At 71.9% G+C, this 18,133-nt stretch carries 11 protein-coding genes; 7 read left to right on the top strand and 4 right to left on the bottom strand.

Going from position 1 to position 18,133, the window contains the following annotated elements:
- Positions 1–9: 9 nt before the first annotated feature.
- From ACZ4EG_RS10980 to ACZ4EG_RS10965, 4 genes are all read right to left on the bottom strand, one after another.
- The gene (locus ACZ4EG_RS10980; RefSeq protein WP_467790388.1) at positions 10–1,353 is read right to left on the bottom strand and encodes an amidase; all 1,344 of its coding nucleotides are present in this window, start codon (positions 1,351–1,353) and stop codon (positions 10–12) included.
- A gap of 128 nt (positions 1,354–1,481) precedes the next feature.
- Entirely contained in the window at positions 1,482–6,215 is a 4,734-nt protein-coding gene (locus ACZ4EG_RS10975) for a trypsin-like peptidase domain-containing protein (RefSeq protein ID WP_467790387.1), read from the bottom strand.
- A 2-nt stretch (positions 6,216–6,217) separates the two neighbouring features.
- Positions 6,218–6,568, bottom strand: a complete 351-nt coding sequence (locus ACZ4EG_RS10970; RefSeq protein WP_453545719.1) for a CU044_2847 family protein — start codon at positions 6,566–6,568, stop codon at positions 6,218–6,220.
- A 22-nt stretch (positions 6,569–6,590) separates the two neighbouring features.
- Positions 6,591–7,652, bottom strand: coding sequence for a LacI family DNA-binding transcriptional regulator (locus ACZ4EG_RS10965; RefSeq protein WP_390705713.1), 1,062 nt, complete (start codon positions 7,650–7,652; stop codon positions 6,591–6,593).
- Positions 7,653–7,872: 220 nt separating this feature from the next.
- Between ACZ4EG_RS10965 and ACZ4EG_RS10960 the strand changes: the two genes are divergently transcribed.
- The 7 genes from ACZ4EG_RS10960 to ACZ4EG_RS10930 all read left to right on the top strand — a co-directional run bounded on the left by ACZ4EG_RS10960 (position 7,873) and on the right by ACZ4EG_RS10930 (position 17,897).
- A complete protein-coding gene (locus ACZ4EG_RS10960) occupies positions 7,873–9,165 on the top strand; it encodes an ABC transporter substrate-binding protein (RefSeq protein ID WP_467790386.1) in 1,293 nt (430 codons plus the stop codon).
- Positions 9,166–9,171: 6 nt separating this feature from the next.
- Positions 9,172–10,068, top strand: coding sequence for a carbohydrate ABC transporter permease (locus ACZ4EG_RS10955; protein ID WP_467790385.1), 897 nt, complete (start codon positions 9,172–9,174; stop codon positions 10,066–10,068).
- On the top strand, positions 10,065–10,970 hold the full coding sequence (locus tag ACZ4EG_RS10950) for a carbohydrate ABC transporter permease (protein ID WP_467790384.1): 906 nt from the start codon (positions 10,065–10,067) through the stop codon (positions 10,968–10,970). Before ACZ4EG_RS10955 ends, ACZ4EG_RS10950 begins: the two co-directional genes overlap by 4 nt.
- 29 nt (positions 10,971–10,999) lie before the next feature.
- A complete protein-coding gene (locus ACZ4EG_RS10945; protein WP_467790383.1) occupies positions 11,000–12,256 on the top strand; it encodes a glycoside hydrolase 5 family protein in 1,257 nt (418 codons plus the stop codon).
- Complete coding sequence (locus tag ACZ4EG_RS10940; protein WP_467790382.1) at positions 12,253–14,286, top strand: endo-beta-N-acetylglucosaminidase; 2,034 nt, start codon at positions 12,253–12,255, stop codon at positions 14,284–14,286. Before ACZ4EG_RS10945 ends, ACZ4EG_RS10940 begins: the two co-directional genes overlap by 4 nt.
- Before the next feature lie 31 nt (positions 14,287–14,317).
- Positions 14,318–17,338, top strand: a complete 3,021-nt coding sequence (locus ACZ4EG_RS10935) for an alpha-mannosidase (RefSeq protein WP_467790381.1) — start codon at positions 14,318–14,320, stop codon at positions 17,336–17,338.
- Between the two features lie 91 nt (positions 17,339–17,429).
- On the top strand, positions 17,430–17,897 hold the full coding sequence (locus ACZ4EG_RS10930) for a DUF4231 domain-containing protein (protein ID WP_453545735.1): 468 nt from the start codon (positions 17,430–17,432) through the stop codon (positions 17,895–17,897).
- The last annotated feature ends 236 nt before the right edge of the window (positions 17,898–18,133 follow it).

The following is an 18,133-nucleotide window of genomic DNA, read 5'->3' as shown; positions in this document are numbered from 1 at the left end:
ACGCGAGCGCTAGTCGAGAGGCGCCGTGCGCTGCCACGGGTGCAGCTTCTCCAACTGCTCGGCCAGCTCCAGCAGGGCCGCCTCGGTGCCCGGCCGGCCCACCAGTTGTACGGCGCAGGGCGCGCCCGAGGGCAGGGTGCCGAACGGGACGGACATCGCGGGCCAGCCCGTGAGGTTCCACGGTGGCGTCAACGGCGAGTAGTTGGTGTTGGCCAGGACGTTGGGCAGCCAGCCCCGCTCGTGCCAGGGCACCGACCGGGGGGAGCGGCGGGCCAGGGCCGGGGTCAGCAGAACGTCGTGCTCGGTGAAGAAGGGGGTCAGCCGGCTCCGGAGGCGTTCGCGCCGCTCGCCGGTGCGCACGCCGCGTACGAAGCGGCGGCCGACGGCCGCGTGCACCCGGGTCCGCCGGGCCAGCCGCGCCGGGTCGAGGCCCTCGGCGTCCACCGCCGTGCCCGCCGTCCAGTGCTGGAGCGCGGTGACGCCGAGCGAGAGGGGGTACGGCGGATTCGCCCGCCGCACCTGGTGACCGGCCCCGGAAAGCACACCGGCCGCCTCGCGGACCGCGGTCGTATACGGCTTGGTGACGGCGACACCGGCGAGGGGGCTGCGCAGCGAGACCGCGATGGTGCGGGTCGCGGGCTCCTCCCGGCGGATGAATTCCTCCTGGGCCAGCACCGAGAGCACCAGGCGCAGATCCTCGACGGTGGTCGCCAGCGGTCCGTTCTCCGACATCCCGAACCAGTCGCCGTTGCCGATCCCGGCCGGCACCACCCCGTGGCCCGGCTTCAGCGTGACGAGGCCGCAGTTGGCCGCGGGTATGCGCAGCGAACCCATGCCGTCGTTGCCGAGGGCGACCGGGACCATCCCGGCGGCCACCGCGGCCGCGCTGCCGCCCGAGGAACCGCCCGCCGTGCGCGAGGTGTCCCACGGATTGCGGGAGGTGCCGAGCACGCCCTCCGTGGTGCCGAAGATGCACAGCTCGGGCACATTGGTCAGGCCCACGACCACCGCGCCCGCCGCCCGCAGCCGGGCCACGGTGACATGGTCGTCGCCGGCCGGTGTGTCCGGGGTCGCCACCGAGCCGATGAGGGTGGACTCGCCGCGCACGGCCAGATTGTCCTTGACCGCCACGGGCACGCCCGCCAGGGGGAGTTCGGCCAGATCGGAGCGGTTCGCCAGCTCGTCGGCGGCCGCGAGCGCCGAGTCGGCCAGCACCTTGCGGAACGCGCCGATGCGGCCGTCGAGGCGCTCGATCCGCGCCAGGTGTTCCGCCACCACCTCCCGGGGAGCGGCCCGCTTCTCGCGTACGGCGGCGGCGATCTCGGCGGCGGTCCGGCCGATCCAGCTGGTCACGGGCGCTCCTAGGGAGGGTGCGGGGTGGTGCGCGGGCGCGTACCGGTCGGTACGTAGGGAGAACTGTGCACGGTCGCGCGCGGCGCGTCGAGAGGTCGTCGGGGCCGGGGTGCCTGTCGAGCCGCCGGTCATCCCCTGCGCTCGATGTACGCCCGCAGGTCGGCGGGCAGCAGGTCCGCGATGCGAGACCGTTCCTCCGGGGTCGCTTCCGGGGCCGACGCCAGCCGCAGCAGCCCGACGTGCGCGTCGGCGACCTCGTGCGCCGCGATCAGCTTCTCGGCCGCCTCGATCCGCACGGTGACGGGCACGTCCTGGTCGGCGAGCACGGAACGCAGCACTTCCCGCGCCCGGTTGCGTGCCGAACGCCACCTCATGAGCCCGTCCGCCGCCAGGACACGGTGGCGGGCGTGTGCGTGTCCGTCCTCCACGACCCGGCGGTAGGCGGCCTCCGCCTCGCACCCGACGTCCAGCTTCACCCAGGCGGCAGCCACGCCGAGATGGGCCTCGGGGTCCGTCGTGCCGGGACCGGAGAGCGAGCGCAGAACGACCCGGCCCGGTTCGCCCAGGTCCTCGGCGAGCAGAGCGGCGGCCCGCGCGCGGACGTCAACCGGACAGTCCGTGTCCGCGGCCAGGGCACGGACGACGGGAATGCGGTTGAGGGCGCCGCTCGCGGGGAGGTGCTCGCAGATGGCGACCCGGAGTTCCGGTGGCGTGGTGTGCTCGGTGGCGAGGATGTGGCAGGACTCGTCGAGGCTCGCGCCGAGGGTCGTCACCGCTGCGATCCGCTCGGCGAGGGGCGCCGCGGAGTCACGCACCCACGAGATGAGCTGCTCCCGTACCCGCTCCGAGGTGCCCTCGTCGTGCACCAGTAGCCACAGATGGCCCAGCCGGGTGACCGCTTCCGGGCGCCGTCGCTCGACGGACTCGGTCCAGTACGCCGCGGCCCCACGAGGATCGACGCCGGCCAGCGCGCCCACCGGGACGATCACGGCCTCCTCGCCCTGGGCGAACGCGAGGGTCTGCCACACCGCCGGGTCGTACGCGGAGGATCCGGTTCCGCCCAGGGTCAGATGGAGGCTCAGCACGTGCATGGGGTCCGGGCTGACCCCGGCCATGAGGTCCTTCCAGCGCGGGTACGGAACCAGCCCGAGCAGAGCGCCGGCAGCCCGGGTGCGTGCCCACGGCTCGGCCGCGGGATCCTCCGCGATCCGGGTCAGGGTGTCCCGGAGGCGGGGGACGACGACGGCGACCTGCAGCAGGGACTCGTCCTCGATGTCCAGGAGCGATTCCGTGGGCACCGTCACGTCGTCGATCAAGGCGTCCAGGCGCCTGCGCAGCGTCACGTCCGGGGTCATGGCATCGGCCAGGGCGAGAAGCCGCCACAGGTGCTCGTCGGGCAGCCCTGCCTCGTCGAGGACGCGGTGCAGGATCTCGGCGGCGGCTCGCAGGTCGACGTCGGCCAGGTGGTCGAGGGCCCTGATGCGGTCGAGCAGGCCGACGCCGGTGTCCTCGGCGATGCGGCGCAGCAGAGCCGAGGCGGCGCCTCGGTCACCGGTCTTGAGCAGTTGGGCTGCCGCGTCGCGGCGCACCCGTCCCGGCACGGCGTCGTCCGCCGCGATGCCGTGGAGCAGACCGGCGGTGACGGCAGGGTCGACGTCCCCCAGGGCCTCCACCGCTTCGAGCCGGTCCGCCGCCGCGACACCGGTGTCCTCGGCCATGCGCCGCAAGGGCGTCCGCAGCAGGTCCGAGGCGCCCAGGCCGATGAGCGAGGAGACGTGTTTGAGACGGTCGGTGACCGTGTTGCGCGGATCCTCGAAGGCGTCGACCAGGATCTGTCGGGATCGGACCGACTCCCCGAGTTCGCGCAGGAGTTCCGAGACCCGCGGAAGGTGCCAGCCGTCGACCGAGAGAGCGCCGAGGCATTCGGCGGCGACGGCCGGCCGGTCGAGCCGGATCAGCCGCCCGACGGCCCGGAGCCGGGTGTACTGGCTCAGCCGGCCGTCGCGTGCCACGCGCTCGACGAGGGCCGCGTCGTGGATGCTGTCCACCGCGATGGCGATCGCGTCCTCGGACGACCCCGGGCTCTCCACGACCTGTGTGCACAGCAGACGCATCGTCTCCTGGTCCGGGTGTCCCCGGTGTCCGGGGAAGTACTGGGTGGCCCGGTGCCGCAGATACAGCGGAACCGTGGGGTCCGCGCACAGTTCCTCCAGGAGATCGGGCCAGGCGCGCACCAGCAGAACGCCGCTCAGATAGTCGATGATGTGCGGGTCCTCGGCCTGCAGGGGATGCCCGGCCAGGGCGTCGGTGAGCGCCACGCACGTCTGCGGCGGCAGGTCGTCGGGGAGCAGCCGCAGCAGGTTCTCGACGTACGGCCGGGGGAAGTCCGCGGTGCGCAGGAGCAGGGCGAGCGCGTCGGTTCCCGCGGCCTCGTCCAGTGCGAGGAGCGCGACGGCGGCCTCCTGCCGGGTCTCCGGCACATGGTCGCGATCCCCGGCCAGAGCCATCAGGCGACGGCACGCGGCCTCGGGATCGCCCGCCCGCGCGAGGTGTGTGGCCGCCACGACCCGCAGGTCGGCCGGAAGATCCGGGTCGTCGGCGAGTTCGGCGGCGAGGGCCGCGGCCTGCTCCGCGCCGCGCCGCACGTAGTGCCTCAGCGCCCCGGAGCGCGCCCAGTGCGGGACCGTGGGATCGCCGATGACGTCGACCAGGCCCGGAGCATCGAGCACCGCGTACAACCGGTCCAGCACCGTGTCCACGTCGAGGTCGCCCACGGTGACGTCGCCGCCGCCGTACAGCTTGAGCACGGCCCGGGTGAACCGCACCGTGAGCCGCTCGTCCGTGACGAGTTCGTCGCTGAGGATCGTGGCGCACAGCAACAGGTCGCGCCAGCCGCCCCCGTCCACGACCGTGCGCAGGAACTCGGCGATCGGCATGCCCTGTTCGTGCCAGCGGGCGGCCATGAACAGGGCCTGGTTGGGACGCTCGGCCGCGATCGCCTCGCGCACCGTGCGCAGGGCTTCCGGATCCTTCGGGTCGAGGCGGTCGGCCAGGGCATGGCCGGCCAGATACTCCTGGACGGTGTGGTGAAGGAAGTAGAGGTCCTCGCCGCGCTGTCGCACCAGACCGGTGAACGTGAGCGCGCGCAGCACGGTCTCCCGCGTCGCGGCATGGGGCGGGTCGTGGTCGGCGAGCAGTTCGAGGACCTGGTCGAGCAGCGAGCGGGTGTCCCCGCGCTGCCTCAGCTCCGCCACCGGATGCAGGGCGTCGTACACGCGCTCCAGCAGCAGGGGTGTGATGCCGTGGACGGCCGGGTCGCTCCGTACGAGCCGCTGGGCTCCCTTCTGCCGGAGGATGCCGATGAACCGCGCGTAGAGCCCGGCGGGGTTGCGCGGCAGGTCCCGCACGGCGGCGACCGCGCAGACCATGGTCAGGTACAGCGGATTGCGCGCCACCTCGGCGAGCCGTCCGCGGCGCAGGTCGCCGGCCAGCGCGCCCGCCCGCCGCCCCGCGTCCTCGACGTCGAGCGCCTCGAACCACGCGTGGGCGAGTTGCTCGATCTCGTCGTCGTCCAATTCGAGCAGGGTGTACCGCTCCAGCTCGTCCAGCCGGTTCATCTCCGCCGTCACCAGCGACCGGCTGGCCACCACGAAGCGCAGATACGGCTCACGCGCCCACCGCTGGATCAACCGGATGACCCTGCCGCGGTCCCCGGGGTCCAGCACTTCGTCGAGCCCGTCGACGCAGACGAGCCAGTCGACCGTCGGCACCGGCCCGTTCTCGAAGAGCTCCGGTGCCGGCGAGCGGCGCAGACCCGGCAGATCCCGCGCCAGCGCATCGGCCAGCGCCTCGGGCAGCGGGCGGTCCAACAACTGGTCGGCGGCGACCAGCACCGGGACGTACGAGGGTGCCAGGCCGGGGTCCCCGAGCCATTCGGAGGCGGCGGTGAAGACCAGACGGCGCAGCAGGCTCGACTTGCCGCTGCCGGCGCCTCCGGTGAAGAGCACATGGCGGTGCTCGGCGAGCACACGCCCGGCGGCGGACCTGCTGCGGCCGGCCGGGCGGTGGCCGGGGCTCTCCTCGGCCCGGTCCTCGGTGTGCGAGGCCTCCTGGCGGACGTAGACCGTGGACAGCGGGATGCCGCCGGAATCGGTGAGCAGGGCGGCGTAGGGATGCTCGTCGGCGGCCTCCCGCGCCGCCTCCAGGTAGTCACGCAACAACGCGCCCGGATACCTGAACCCGCCCGCGCGCAGCTGTTCGTCCGTGAGCGTCCCCAGCCAGGCAACCGGCGCCTGCGTAACCGGGCAGCGGGCCACGACCTCGGAGATCGGGACCAGGTGCGCGCTGCCCGCCTTGTTGGAGCGCGCCAGCATCCCGCACACCGCGCCCGTGCGCTCGTTGACGACCGGGCTGCCGCTGAAGCCCTCGCCGACCGGTGTGCCGTAGCCGCGCGGCATCGGCATCGCGCCGTCGAAGGAGAGCCGGGAGTCGCCCTGGTATTCGAGGCCGGCCCACTGGCCCGCGCGGTAGTCGCCCCTGGGATGGCCGTAGGCCCACATGCGGTCGCCGAACTCGACGTACGGGGAAGTCAGGGCGCACGGCGCCGAGGACGCCTGCGGAGTGAAGCGCAGGAACGCGATGTCCAGGCCGTTCACCGCCCGGTACCGCTCGTCGTCCGACACCGTGAGCGTCAGTTCGGCGCCCGCGCCGATACGCCCGCGCACGCCGCCCGGCCCTGACACGACATGGGCGCATGTCACCACGACGCCCGGGGCGATCACGAAGCCGGTTCCGCCGGAGCCCGCCTCCGGCAGGTCCAGCGCGACGGTCGCCGCCTCCAGCAACTCCCTCCAGCCGGCCACCCCTACGCTCCCGGAGCCTCCGGCGCGCTCCACTCCAGGGTCACTTTCCAGGTGGACCTGGACGACGCCTTGCCCACCACCGCCAGGAACTGTCCGGTGTCGAAGGAGACGTCGCAGCCGAACTCAACGGTGGCCTTCGACGCCCCCGTCTGCTGGAGCCGCGTGCCCATGGCACGGGCGACCGCCGTCAGGCCGTCGAGCACCGGTTCGAGACGCGGGCGGCGCCAGCCGATCTCCTGTTCCTCACCCAGGTCGAGCCCCGGCTGCCGGCCGCCGGGAGCGACCGACATCAGCACCGTCTGGCCGTCGATCTCGACCGGGACCATCGTCTCCGCGCCCTCGTCCAATCCCATGTTCCTTCCCCCGTGGCCGACTTCAGACGGACGGCTCATCGTAGCGAGCGGCGGCCGCGGTGCTGCCACGGACCGTCAGGCGCGGCACCGGCACCCGCACCGCGCGCGCCGCGCCCCCGTCCAGCAGCGCGGTCAGCTCGCGTGCCGCCGTACGCCCGAACTCCCCGCTGTCCCGGGACAGCGCCGACAGCCACGGCTTGACCATGCGGCACAGCGCCGAGTCCTCCCAGGACACCACGGACACGTCCGCGGGCACGGAGAAGCCGAGTTCGGCAGCGGCGGCGACACCGGCGACGGCCATCACGTCGTTGTCGTAGATCAGGGCGGTCGGGGGAGGGGAGCCGCGCAGGACTCGACGGGTCACGGCCGCGCCCTCGGCGTCCGAGTAGTCGGTGGTCACCGACGTCACCCCGGTCAGGCCGCGCCGCTCTGCCTCGGCGCGCAGCGTGCGGATGCGGCGCTGGGTGTGCGCGAGCCCGGGCAGTCCGGCGATGTGGACGATCCGGCGGTGGCCGAGGGCGGTCAACTCGTCGACGACCGAGGCCATCGCGCCCGCGTCGTCCGCCCACACCGTCGACAGCCCCGGGTGGCGCTCGTCGGGCGCGCCGCCGATCACCACGGCGGGCAGGCCGAGTTCGTCCAGCAGGTCGGGGCGCGGGTCGTCCGCGCGCGGGTCCACGACGAGCACACCGTCCACCCGGTGCTCGGCCCACCAGCGCCGGTACACCGCGCACTCGTCGGCGACGTCCTCCACCACCTGGAACAGCAGCCCGAGATGACGCTCCGCCAGCACCTCCTGGATCCCGGAGACGAGCTGCAGGAAGAAGGAGTCCACGCCGAGCGTGTGGGCGGGACGGGCCAGGACGAAGCCGACCGTGGCCGCGCCCTCCCCGGACAGGGCGCGGGCCGCCGTGCTGGGCCGCCAGCCGAGCTGCTCGGCGACCCGGCGCACCCGGTCGCGGGTGACCTCGGAGACGCCCGGACGGCCGTTGAGCGCGAAGGACACCGCGCTCTCGGAGACACCGGCGCGCTGCGCGATGTCCTTCATCGTCGGCCGGCGGGCGGGGGAACGCTTGGCTGTCACGTTGCTCCCATTTCTGCGCGGATTACAGCTAATGCGCTTGAGTGCAAGAACCCTAAAGCGCATTAGCGATCCATCGCAAGTTTTCAGCCACACCGCATTGACCTGCACTAATGTCAGCGAAATTTCTTTAGCTGCGGCCAATCCATTGACTTCTCCCAAACGCCGCGGGCATGGTCGCTGGCGTCCCAGCCGCCGACGCCGCCAAGGGAGCCGTGTCACCGTGCCCACATCCCGCAGAGCCTTCGCCGCTGCCGCCGTCGCCGCCCTCGTCCTGCCGCTGAGTGCCTGCGGCTCCGGCGACGACGGCGGCGGATCGACCGACGCCTCCGGCAAGGTCGAGGGCGACATCACCTTCCAGACCTGGAATCTGCGCGCCAACTTCAAGTCCTACTTCGAGGGCGTGATCGCCGCCTTCGAGAAGAAGTACCCCGGGACTCACGTCAAGTGGATCGACCAGCCCGCCGAGGGATACGCCGACAAGATAAGCGCCGACGCCGCCGGCGGCACCCTGCCCGACGTCGTCAACGTCTCACCCGACCTCGTCGCCCCGCTGGCCAGGGCGGGCCTCGCGCTCGACCTCGACAAGGCTGCCGCCAAGTACAAGTCCGAGTACCTGGACGGGGCGTGGGCGAGCCACCGGATACCGGGGACGAGCGGGACGTACGCCTTCCCGTGGTATCTGAACACCGGCCCGCTGTTCTACAACAAGTCCCTGTTCAAGAAGGCCGGGCTCGACCCGGAACAGCCCCCCAAGACCTACGACGAACTCTTCGCCGACGCCCTGAAGCTGGCCGGGCAGAGCGACGGCAAGGTCGCCACCCTCGCCAACGTGCCCACGATCGAGGACTTCGGCCGCTACGGCGTCGAGCTCATGGACCAGCAGGGCACCGGCTTCGCCTTCAACGACGCCAAGGGCGTCGAACTCCTCACCAAGTACAAGGAGTTGTACGACGCCAAGGCGCTCGACCCGCAGGCCCTGACCGCGACCCCGGAGTCCTCCGGCAAGAAGTTCCTCACCGAGGCCGTCGCCATGAACCCCGGCAGCGCCCTCGACCTCGGCAACTTCAAGAAGCAGGCGCCGAACCTGTACCGGAACATCGGCATCACCGACCAGATCACCAGCACCGGCCACGTCAACATGTATGTGATGGGCGTGATGGTCAACTCCCGCACCAAGCACACGCCCGCCGCGGTCGCCTTCGCGCACTATGTGACCGACGCGCGGAACCAGATGTCCTTCGCCAAGAAGGTCGCCATCTTCCCGAGCACCGCCGGCTCCCTCGACGACCCGTACTTCACCAAGGAGGACGGGACCGACGGGACGAAGGTACGGATCGCCGCCGCCAAGTCCCTGAAGAACGCGGTCAATTACACACCGGTGCTGTTCAGCGAGCAGATGAAGACCGCGCTGCGCAACGAGGTCGCCAAGGCGCTGCAGGGCAAGGAGAGCCCCAAGACGGCTCTTGACAACGCTGTCAAGGCCTGCGACCGGCTCCTTCAGCAGCAGGGCTGAACCGGCATGGCGGATCTCACGGTACGTTCCCCGGTGCGGCGCCAACTGCCCACCAGCCCCTGGCTGTTCGCGGCCCCGGGGCTCCTCGTCACGGGCGCCTTCGTGCTCTACCCCTTCCTCTCCACCCTCTACAACTCCCTCACCGACCGGCGCACCCTGATCCCGGGCCGCTTCGTGGGCCTCGCCAACTTCCGTGAGCTGCTCCACGACGACATGTTCTGGACCGGGCTGCGCAACAGCTCCCTGTACGTCCTCGGCGTCGTACCGGCGCTTGTCGTCCTGCCCCTGCTGCTCGCCCTCCTCGTGCAGAAGAACATCCCCGGCATCACCTTCTTCCGGTCCGCCTTCTACACCCCGGTCGTCGCGTCGATCGTCGTGGTCGGGCTCATCTGGGTGTGGCTGCTGGACGAACGCGGGATGGTCAACTCCCTCCTGGAGACGGTCGGGATCGGCCGGGTCGGCTTCCTCGGCGACCAGTGGCTGCTCCTGCTGAGCGCCATGGCCGTCACGGTCTGGAAGGGCCTCGGCTACTACATGATCATCTATCTGGCCGCGCTGGCGAACGTCCCCCGCGAACTGCACGAGGCCGCGGCGGTGGACGGCGCGGGCCCGGTGCGCCGCTTCCTCGCGGTCACCGTGCCCGCCGTGCGCTCGACCATGGTCCTGGTCGCCGCGCTCTCCTCGGTCGCCGCCTTCAAGGTGTTCTCCGAGGTCTATCTGATGGCGGGCCCGAGCGGCGGCCCGGCCGGCGAGGACACCACCCTCGTGATGCTCGTCCAGCGCACCGGCACCGGCCTGACCGGCCGCGTCGGCTACGCATCCGCCCTGTCGGTCGTCGTCTTCGCCGTGACCGTCGTACTGATGCTGCTGGTCCTGCGCGCCGACCGGAGGGACGAGACATGAGCGTCATGGAGAAGGTACGGCCCCCGCGGGCGCCCGCCGCCGCCCGGGAGACCCGGGTCACCGACGAGCACGGACGCCGCATCCGGGTGTGGGAACTGGTGCTGCGCTACACGCTGTTGCTCATCGTGCTCGCGCTCACCGTCGGACCGTTCCTGTGGCAGCTGTCCACCTCGCTCAAGGGCCCCACCGAGGACATCTTCAGCTCCCCGCCCACGTTCCTGCCCGGCCACCCGACCCTGCACAACTACGCGCGGGTCGCCGACACCATCCCCGTCTGGGACTACGCCCTCAACTCGCTGAAGGTCGCCGGCGCCAACGTCCTGACCAACTGCGTCGGTTCGGCGCTCGCCGGGTACGCCCTGGCCCGGCTGCGCTACCGGGGCCGCGGGGTCGCCACCCTCGTCTTCGTCCTGGCGATGCTCGTGCCCGTCGAGGGCATCGTGATCGCCCAGTTCACCACCATGCGCGAACTCGGCCTCAACAACACCCTCATCGGCGTCGTCCTGCCCGGCTCCGTCGGCGCCATGAACGTCCTGCTGATGCGCAACGCCTTCCGCAACCTGCCGTACGAGATCGAGGAGGCGGCCTTCGTCGACGGTGCGAGCGCCTGGCAGCGGTTCCTGCGGATCGCCCTGCCCTCGGTCAAAGGGACCCTCGCCGTCGTCGCGATCTTCGCCTTCATGGGCGCCTGGGACGACTTCCTGTGGCCGCTCATCGTGCTCAGCGACCCGTCCAAGTTCACCCTCACCATCGGGCTCAACTATCTGCACGGCACCTTCGCGGGCGACGAACGGCTCGTCGCCGCCGGCACGGTCATCGCCGTGGCACCGCTCATCGCCCTCTTCTCCTGTCTCCAGCGGTACTTCTTCCGCGGGGTCGGCGAGGGCGCCGTCAAGGGCTGAACCCCGATCACCGCTCGCAAGGACACCGCATGCCTCCTGCCGTGCGCTTCGGCGTCAACTACACCCCGAGCGAAGGGTGGTTCCACCACTGGCTGGACTTCGACCCGGACTCCGTACGCGCCGACCTCGACTCGATCGCCGCACTGGGCCTGGACCACATCCGGGTCTTCCCGCTGTGGCCGTACTTCCAGCCGAACCGCGCACTGATCCGGCCGCGTGCCGTGGAGCAGCTCCTCGCGCTCACCGACGCGGCCGCCGAGCGCGGACTCGGCGTCAACGTGGACGGACTGCAGGGGCACTTGAGCAGCTTCGACTTCCTGCCCGCCTGGACGGGCACCTGGCACCGGCGCAACCTCTTCACGGACCCGGACGTGGTCGAGGCGGAGGCCGACTACCTGCGGACCCTCGCGGCCGCCCTCGCCGATCGGCCCAACTTCATCGGGATGACGATCGGCAACGAGGTCAACCAGTTCGCCGCCGGTCCCCACCCCGACCCCGACCGCATCACCTCCGAGCAGGCGGCACAGTGGCTGTCCCGGCTCCTCGCCGCCTGTGCCGAGGGTGCTCCCGGCAGGCTCCATCTGCACGCCTCGTACGACGCCGCCTGGTACCAGGACGACCAGCCGTTCACCCCGGAGCACTCGGCCCGCCTGGGCGACGTCACCGCCGTGCACTCGTGGGTCTTCAACGGCACCGCCCAGCGCCACGGCCGCGCCTCCGTGCCGACCGAGCACCATGCCGCGTATCTGATCGAACTGAGCAAGGCCTGGGCCGACGACCCGCACCGGCCCGTGTGGCTCCAGGAGGTCGGCGCGCCCGCACCGCTCGTCCCGGCCGCACACGCGGCCGCGTTCACCGAGGCGACCGTCGCGAACGCGCTGGACTGTCCCGAGCTGTGGGGCATCACCTGGTGGTGCTCCCACGACGTCTCCCGCACCCTTGCCGACTTCCCTGAACTCGAATACACACTGGGCCTGTTGACCAACGACCGGCGGCCCAAGGACATCGCGCGCGTGCTCGCGGCCGCCGCTCGCGAACCCCGGGCCGAACCCACCGCCCGCGGTACGGCGCTCGTCGTACCGGCCGAACCGGCCCACCGCTCCCGGTGCGCCCCCGGCGGACCCGTCTTCGACGCCTTCTTCCGGCTGACCGCCGACGGCGCCCGCCCCACCACCGTCCTCGACTCCCGCGCGGACGACAAGGACCACCTCGCCGCCCGCGGCATCACCGAAGTCGTCACCTCCGACCAGGTACTCCCCACCCCACAAGGAGGCACCCGCTCGTGAACCCCACCAGACGCACCGTGCTGATCGCCGCCGGCGCGGCGGCCCTGACGCCGTCCCTGTCCGCCGCCGCGGCCCCGAAGGCCGGCGCCGCGGCCCCGCCGTACGCCTCCTACTGGTACCCGGACTCGTTCCCCTCGGGCACCCCGGACACCGGCATCACCTGGCGCAGCCTGAAGAGCTGGCGGGCCGCCGACGACCCCGACCTCGCCTTCAACGCGGCCACCGTGCCGCTCGCCGCCCGCTTCACCCCGACCCCGGCCAACACCACCGCCCGCTCGGGCCAGGCCCGCATCCAGGCGCTGGTCTCCTTCGGGCCCACGTCCAGCAACCCGTCCCAGGGCTCCGCCACCGCCGACCACTACGCCCTCACCCACTGGGCGTACCTGGACGAACTCGTCTTCTGGGGCGGCTCGGCGGGCGAGGGTCTGATCCTCGCCCCGAACGCGCCGATCGTGGACGCCGCCCATCGGCACGGCGTGCCCGTCCTCGGCAACATCTTCCTGCCGCCCGTCGCCTACGGCGGACAGCTCCAGTGGACCCGCGACCTCGTCCAGCAGGACTCCGCCGGGCACTACCCGCTGGCCGCGCAGCTCGTCGCCGTGGCCGCGGCCCACGGCTTCGACGGCTGGTTCGTGAACGCCGAGACGGGCGGCGGGAACAGCGCCCTGGGCTCCGCCATGCTCGGTTTCGTACGGGAGCTGAAGTCCCTCGCCGCGGCGAAGGGGCAGCGGGTCACCTGGTACGACGCCATGACCGTGAACGGGAGCGTGAGCTGGCAGGGGGCGCTCGACAGCCAGAACCAGGCGTTCTTCCAGGCCGCCGACGACATGTTCGTCGACTTCCGGTGGAGCTCGGGCACGCTCGCCTCCTCGGGGCGCAAGGCCGTCCAACTGGGCCGGAACCGCTATGAGTTGTGGGCGGGGGTCGATGTCGAGTCCAACGGCTCGAACACCTCGGTGAACTGGGAGGCGATCGTGCCGACCGGCAAAGCTCATGTCACCTCCATCGGCTTCTACCGGCCCGAGTGGACGCGCAACCACCTGCCGGCGGGGCGCACCCCGGGCGACTTCCACGCCGCCGACGACCGGTTCTGGACCGGGCGGTCGCTGGATCCGTCGCGGCCGGACGGGAGCGACCCGTGGCGGGCGCCGGCGGTGTCGGTCGCGGACCGCTCGACCGTGTCGTCGGTGCCGTTCGCGAGCGTCTTCAACACCGGGCACGGGCTGCGCTGGTACGAGGACGGGGCGGTCACCTCGGACACGCCGTGGAACCACCTCGGTCTCCAGGACCGGCTGCCGTCCCGTCGATGGGCGGTGCGCACGACGGGGCAGCGGCCGACCGTCACCTTCGACTTCGCGGACGCGTGGCGGGGTGGCAGCAGTGTGCTGGTGGACGGTGAACTCGATCAACCGGTCGTCTTGGACCTGCATGCGACACGGCTGCCGATCACTGTTGACACGGTTGTCGAGCTGACGCATCGGGCCGACGCCGGGGGTGTGAACGTCGAGCTCGCCGTCGCCACCGCCGAACCGGGCACCGCCGGTGCGACACCGCCGTACACGTATCTGCCGGGTGGCTCCGCTGGCTCTGGTCTCTCCGGCGCGGCTGTGAACTCGGTCAACGGCTGGCAGACCACGACCGTACGGCTCACAGGCCTGTCCGACACCCTCCACGCGATCGGCGTCCGGCTCACCGCGACCGACGGCCCCGTCCGCTGGCGGCTGGGCCGACTCGCCGTCCAAGACACGCCCCGGACCCCCGCCGCCCCCACCGACGCCCGGATCACGGCCGCTTCCGGCGGCGACCTGCGCTTCGCCTGGGGCGCCGCTCCCGGCGATGTACGCCACTACGAACTGCACCGCCTGCTGCCCGACGGCATCCGCCGCTTCCTCGGCGGCACCTGTCAGCGGGCGTACTTCGTCCCCGGACTCCGGCCCGAGCAGGGCGAGCAGACGGCACGGTTCGAAGTGCGGGCCGTGGGGGAGCTCTACACCGCGTCGGCCCCCGTGACCGTCACGCACACCTGGTAACCGCCCTCGACCCAGCAACGGAGCACCCCGCATGCATGACGACCGCAGCCTGGTCGAAGCCCGTCTGAGGCGCGTCCTCGACGAACGCGTCCGCCCCGCCGTGTACCCCGAGTCCGTGCCCCTCCAGGTCGCGGTGTGGCACGCGCCCGGCGAACCCGTACCGGTCGCCGAGGGGCTCGCGGCCGAGCCCGAGCCGATCGCGGTGGGCGCCCGGTGGGGTGCTCCCTGGGGCACCAGCTGGTTCCGGGTGACCGGGACCGTGCCCGAGGCCTGGGCCGGGAGGACCGTCGAAGCCCTCCTCGACCTCGGCTTCGACGAGAACATGCCCGGCTTCCAGTGCGAAGGCCTGGTCTACCGGCCCGACGGCACCCCGGTGAAGGGCCTCAACCCGCGCAACCAGTGGGTGCGCATCGGCGCGCCCGTCGAGGGCGGCGAGGAGGTACGGCTGCACATCGAGGCCGCTTCCAACCCCGTCATCCTCGACTACCACCCCTTCCGGCCCACACAGCTGGGCGACAAGGACACCGCGGGCAGCGAACCGCAGTACACCCTCACCCGCATGGATCTCGCGGTCTTCGACGAGACCGTGTGGCAGCTGGTGATCGACCTGGAGGTGCTCGGCGAGCTGATGGCCGAGCTGCCCGTGGAGTCGGCGCGCCGCTGGGACATCCTGCGCGCGCTGGAACGGGCGCTCGACGCCATCGACCTCCAGGACGTCAACGGGTCGGCGGCCGCGGCCCGTTCCTGCCTCACCGAGGTCCTCGCGGCCCCAGCCGTCCCCTCCGCCCACCGCATCAGCGCCGTCGGCCATGCGCACATCGACTCTGCTTGGCTGTGGCCGCTGCGCGAGACGGTCCGCAAGGTGGCCCGTACGACCGCCAACATGACCGCTCTCATCGATGACGAGCCCGACTTCGTCTTCGCCATGTCGCAGGCCCAGCAGTGGGCGTGGGTGAAGGAGCACCGGCCCGAGGTGTGGGCGCGGGTGAAGAAGGCGGTGGCGGACGGGCGGTTCGTGCCGGCCGGTGGCATGTGGGTGGAGTCGGACACCAACATGCCGGGTTCGGAGGCGATGGCCCGTCAGTTCGTGCACGGCAAGCGGTTCTTCCTCGACGAGTTCGGCATCGAGAACGACGAGGCCTGGCTGCCCGACACCTTCGGCTTCGCGGCCGGCCTGCCGCAGATCATCAGGGCCGCGGGCGCCAAGTGGCTGCTCACGCAGAAGATCTCCTGGTCGCAGACCAACAAGTTCCCGCACCACACCTTCCAGTGGGAGGGCATCGACGGCACGCGGATCTTCACGCACTTCCCGCCCGTCGACACCTACAACTGCTCCATACGCGGCGCCGAGATCGCCCATGCGGCCCGCAACTTCAAGGACAAGGGGTCCGCCCGGCACTCCCTCGCGCCCACCGGCTGGGGAGACGGAGGCGGTGGCACGACCCGCGAGATGGTCGCCAAGGCGGCCCGCCTGCGTGATCTGGAGGGCTCGGCGACGGTCGTCTGGGAGACCCCCGGAGCCTTCTTCGAGAAGGCGGAGGCCGAGTACGCCCATCCGCCCGTCTGGGTCGGCGAGCTCTATCTCGAACTCCACCGCGCCACCCTCACCAGCCAGGCGCGGACCAAGCAGGGCAACCGCCGCAGCGAACACCTCCTGCGCGAGGCGGAGCTGTGGGCCGCCACGGCCGCCGTGCGCACCGGATTCCCTTACCCCTACAAGGAGTTGGACCGCATCTGGAAGACGGTCCTGCTGCACCAGTTCCACGACATCCTGCCCGGTTCCTCCATCGCCTGGGTACACCGCGAGGCCCGCGCCACGTACGACCGTCTCGCCGCCGAACTCGACGCGATCACTGAGGCGGCCCAGCGGGCCCTGGTCGGCGAGGGCCCGACCCCCCTCGCCTTCAACGCGGCCCCGCACGCCCGGGCCGGCATCCCGGCGGGCGGCGCGGGCACCCCGGAGACCGAGGGCGCGACGACCCTGGCACCCGGCCCGGACGGCGGACACGTGCTGGACAACGGCCTGCTGCGGATCGTGATCGACGCCAAGGGCCTGGTCGTGTCGGCGTACGACATCGACGCCGACCGCGAGACGATCGCCCCGGGCCGGGCCGCCAACCTCCTGCAACTCCACCCGGACTTCCCGAACATGTGGGACGCCTGGGACGTCGACGCCTTCTACCGCAACACGGTCAGGGACCTCACGGACACCGACGAGGTGACCGAGGGGGAGGACGGCCGGTCGGTGCGGATCGTACGGTCTTTCGGTGCCTCCCGGGTCACCCAGGTGCTGTCGCTGCCGCCGGGCGAGCGACGGCTGGTCCTCGACACCGAGGTCGACTGGCACGAGACGGAGAAGTTCCTCAAGCTGGCCTTCCCGCTGGATCTGCACGCCGAACGGTACGCCTCCGAGACCCAGTTCGGGCACTTCCACCGGCCCACGCACACCAACACCTCCTGGGAGGCGGCCAAGTTCGAGGCCTGCAACCACCGCTTCGTCCATCTGGAGGAGCCCGGGTGGGGTGTCGCGGTCGTCAACGACTCGACGTACGGCCATGACGTGACCCGTACCGTCCGCACCGACGGCGACCGCGGTACGACCACCACGGTGCGCGTCTCCCTGCTGCGCGCCCCGCGCTTCCCCGACCCCGAGACCGACCAGGGTGTCCACCGCTTCCGGCACGCGCTGGTACCGGGCGCGGGCATCGGCGACGCGGTCCGCGAGGGCTGGCGGATCAACCTCCCGGAACGCCGGCTGACCGGCGCCCACGAGGTCGCCCCGCTGGTGGCGGTGGACGACTCCGCGGTCGTGATCACGGCGGTGAAGCTCGCCGACGACGGCAGCGGCGACGTGGTGGTGCGCCTGCACGAGGCCCACGGAGGACGGGCCAGGGCGACGCTGACGGCGGGCTTCGAGGTCGCGGACGTCACGGCCACGGACCTGTTGGAGCGCGCGTGGGACGAGGGGGAGCCGCCGCAACGGGACGGCGACCGCATCACCGTACGGCTGCGCCCGTTCGAACTGCTGACGTTGAGGCTGCGCAGGGGATGAACGCGCGGTACGCACGGCCGGCGCCCGGTGTGTCCGGCCGTGCGTCCGCCCGGGGTTTCCCTGGCGCGGGCCCGGCCACGATGATGTGCCGATGAGACGAAGAAGGGTCCCCGACAACTCCTGGTCCGCGGAGCCGGATCCCCTGCTGGCCCTCGCCCGACGGGAGTTGACGTTCTACGCACGGACCTGTGACCGGGCCAGGAGGCTGCACCACGTCACCGAACTCGGCGCTCTCCTCACCACATCGGTGACGGTCGTGGCCGCCGGTCTGCATGCTCCCGCCTGGCTGACCGCGCTGATCGCGGGCGGCGCCGTCTTCTTCACCGGCATGCGTCAGCTGTACGGCGCCGGCTCCCGCTGGGTGCTGGCCGCGCAGGCACGCGAGACCCTGCGCCGGGCGATCGACCGCTACCTCCTGCTGCCCGAGCCCGAACGAGACACCGCGGCCCGGCAGGCGTTGCAGGCGGTGGTCGAGGAGGTCGGGGCCAATGAGCTACGGGCCTGGTCCGAGGCGCGGGGAGGGCGCCCGGAGCCACCGGTGCCTGTGGTGGGTGGATGACTGGGTGCGGGTGGGCGGGGCCCTGGCTGGGTCTTGGGCTGCTCCTCGATCTTGCCTGCGTGCGAGTCGGTGCCGGTGGTGGAGCGTGTCCGGATGTGGGTGGGTCAGGGCCCTGGCTGGGTCTTGGGCCGTTCCTCCGCCTCGCCCGGGTGCGGGTCGGTGCCGGTGGTGGAGCGTGTCCGGATGTGGGTGGGTCAGGGCCCTGGCTGGGTCTTGGGCCGTTCCTCCGCCTCGCC

It is taken from the genome of Streptomyces sp. NPDC025638 (assembly GCF_055558775.1).
Note: the sequence above shows the minus strand (reverse complement) of the source record. Positions and strands in the feature narration are given on the sequence as shown.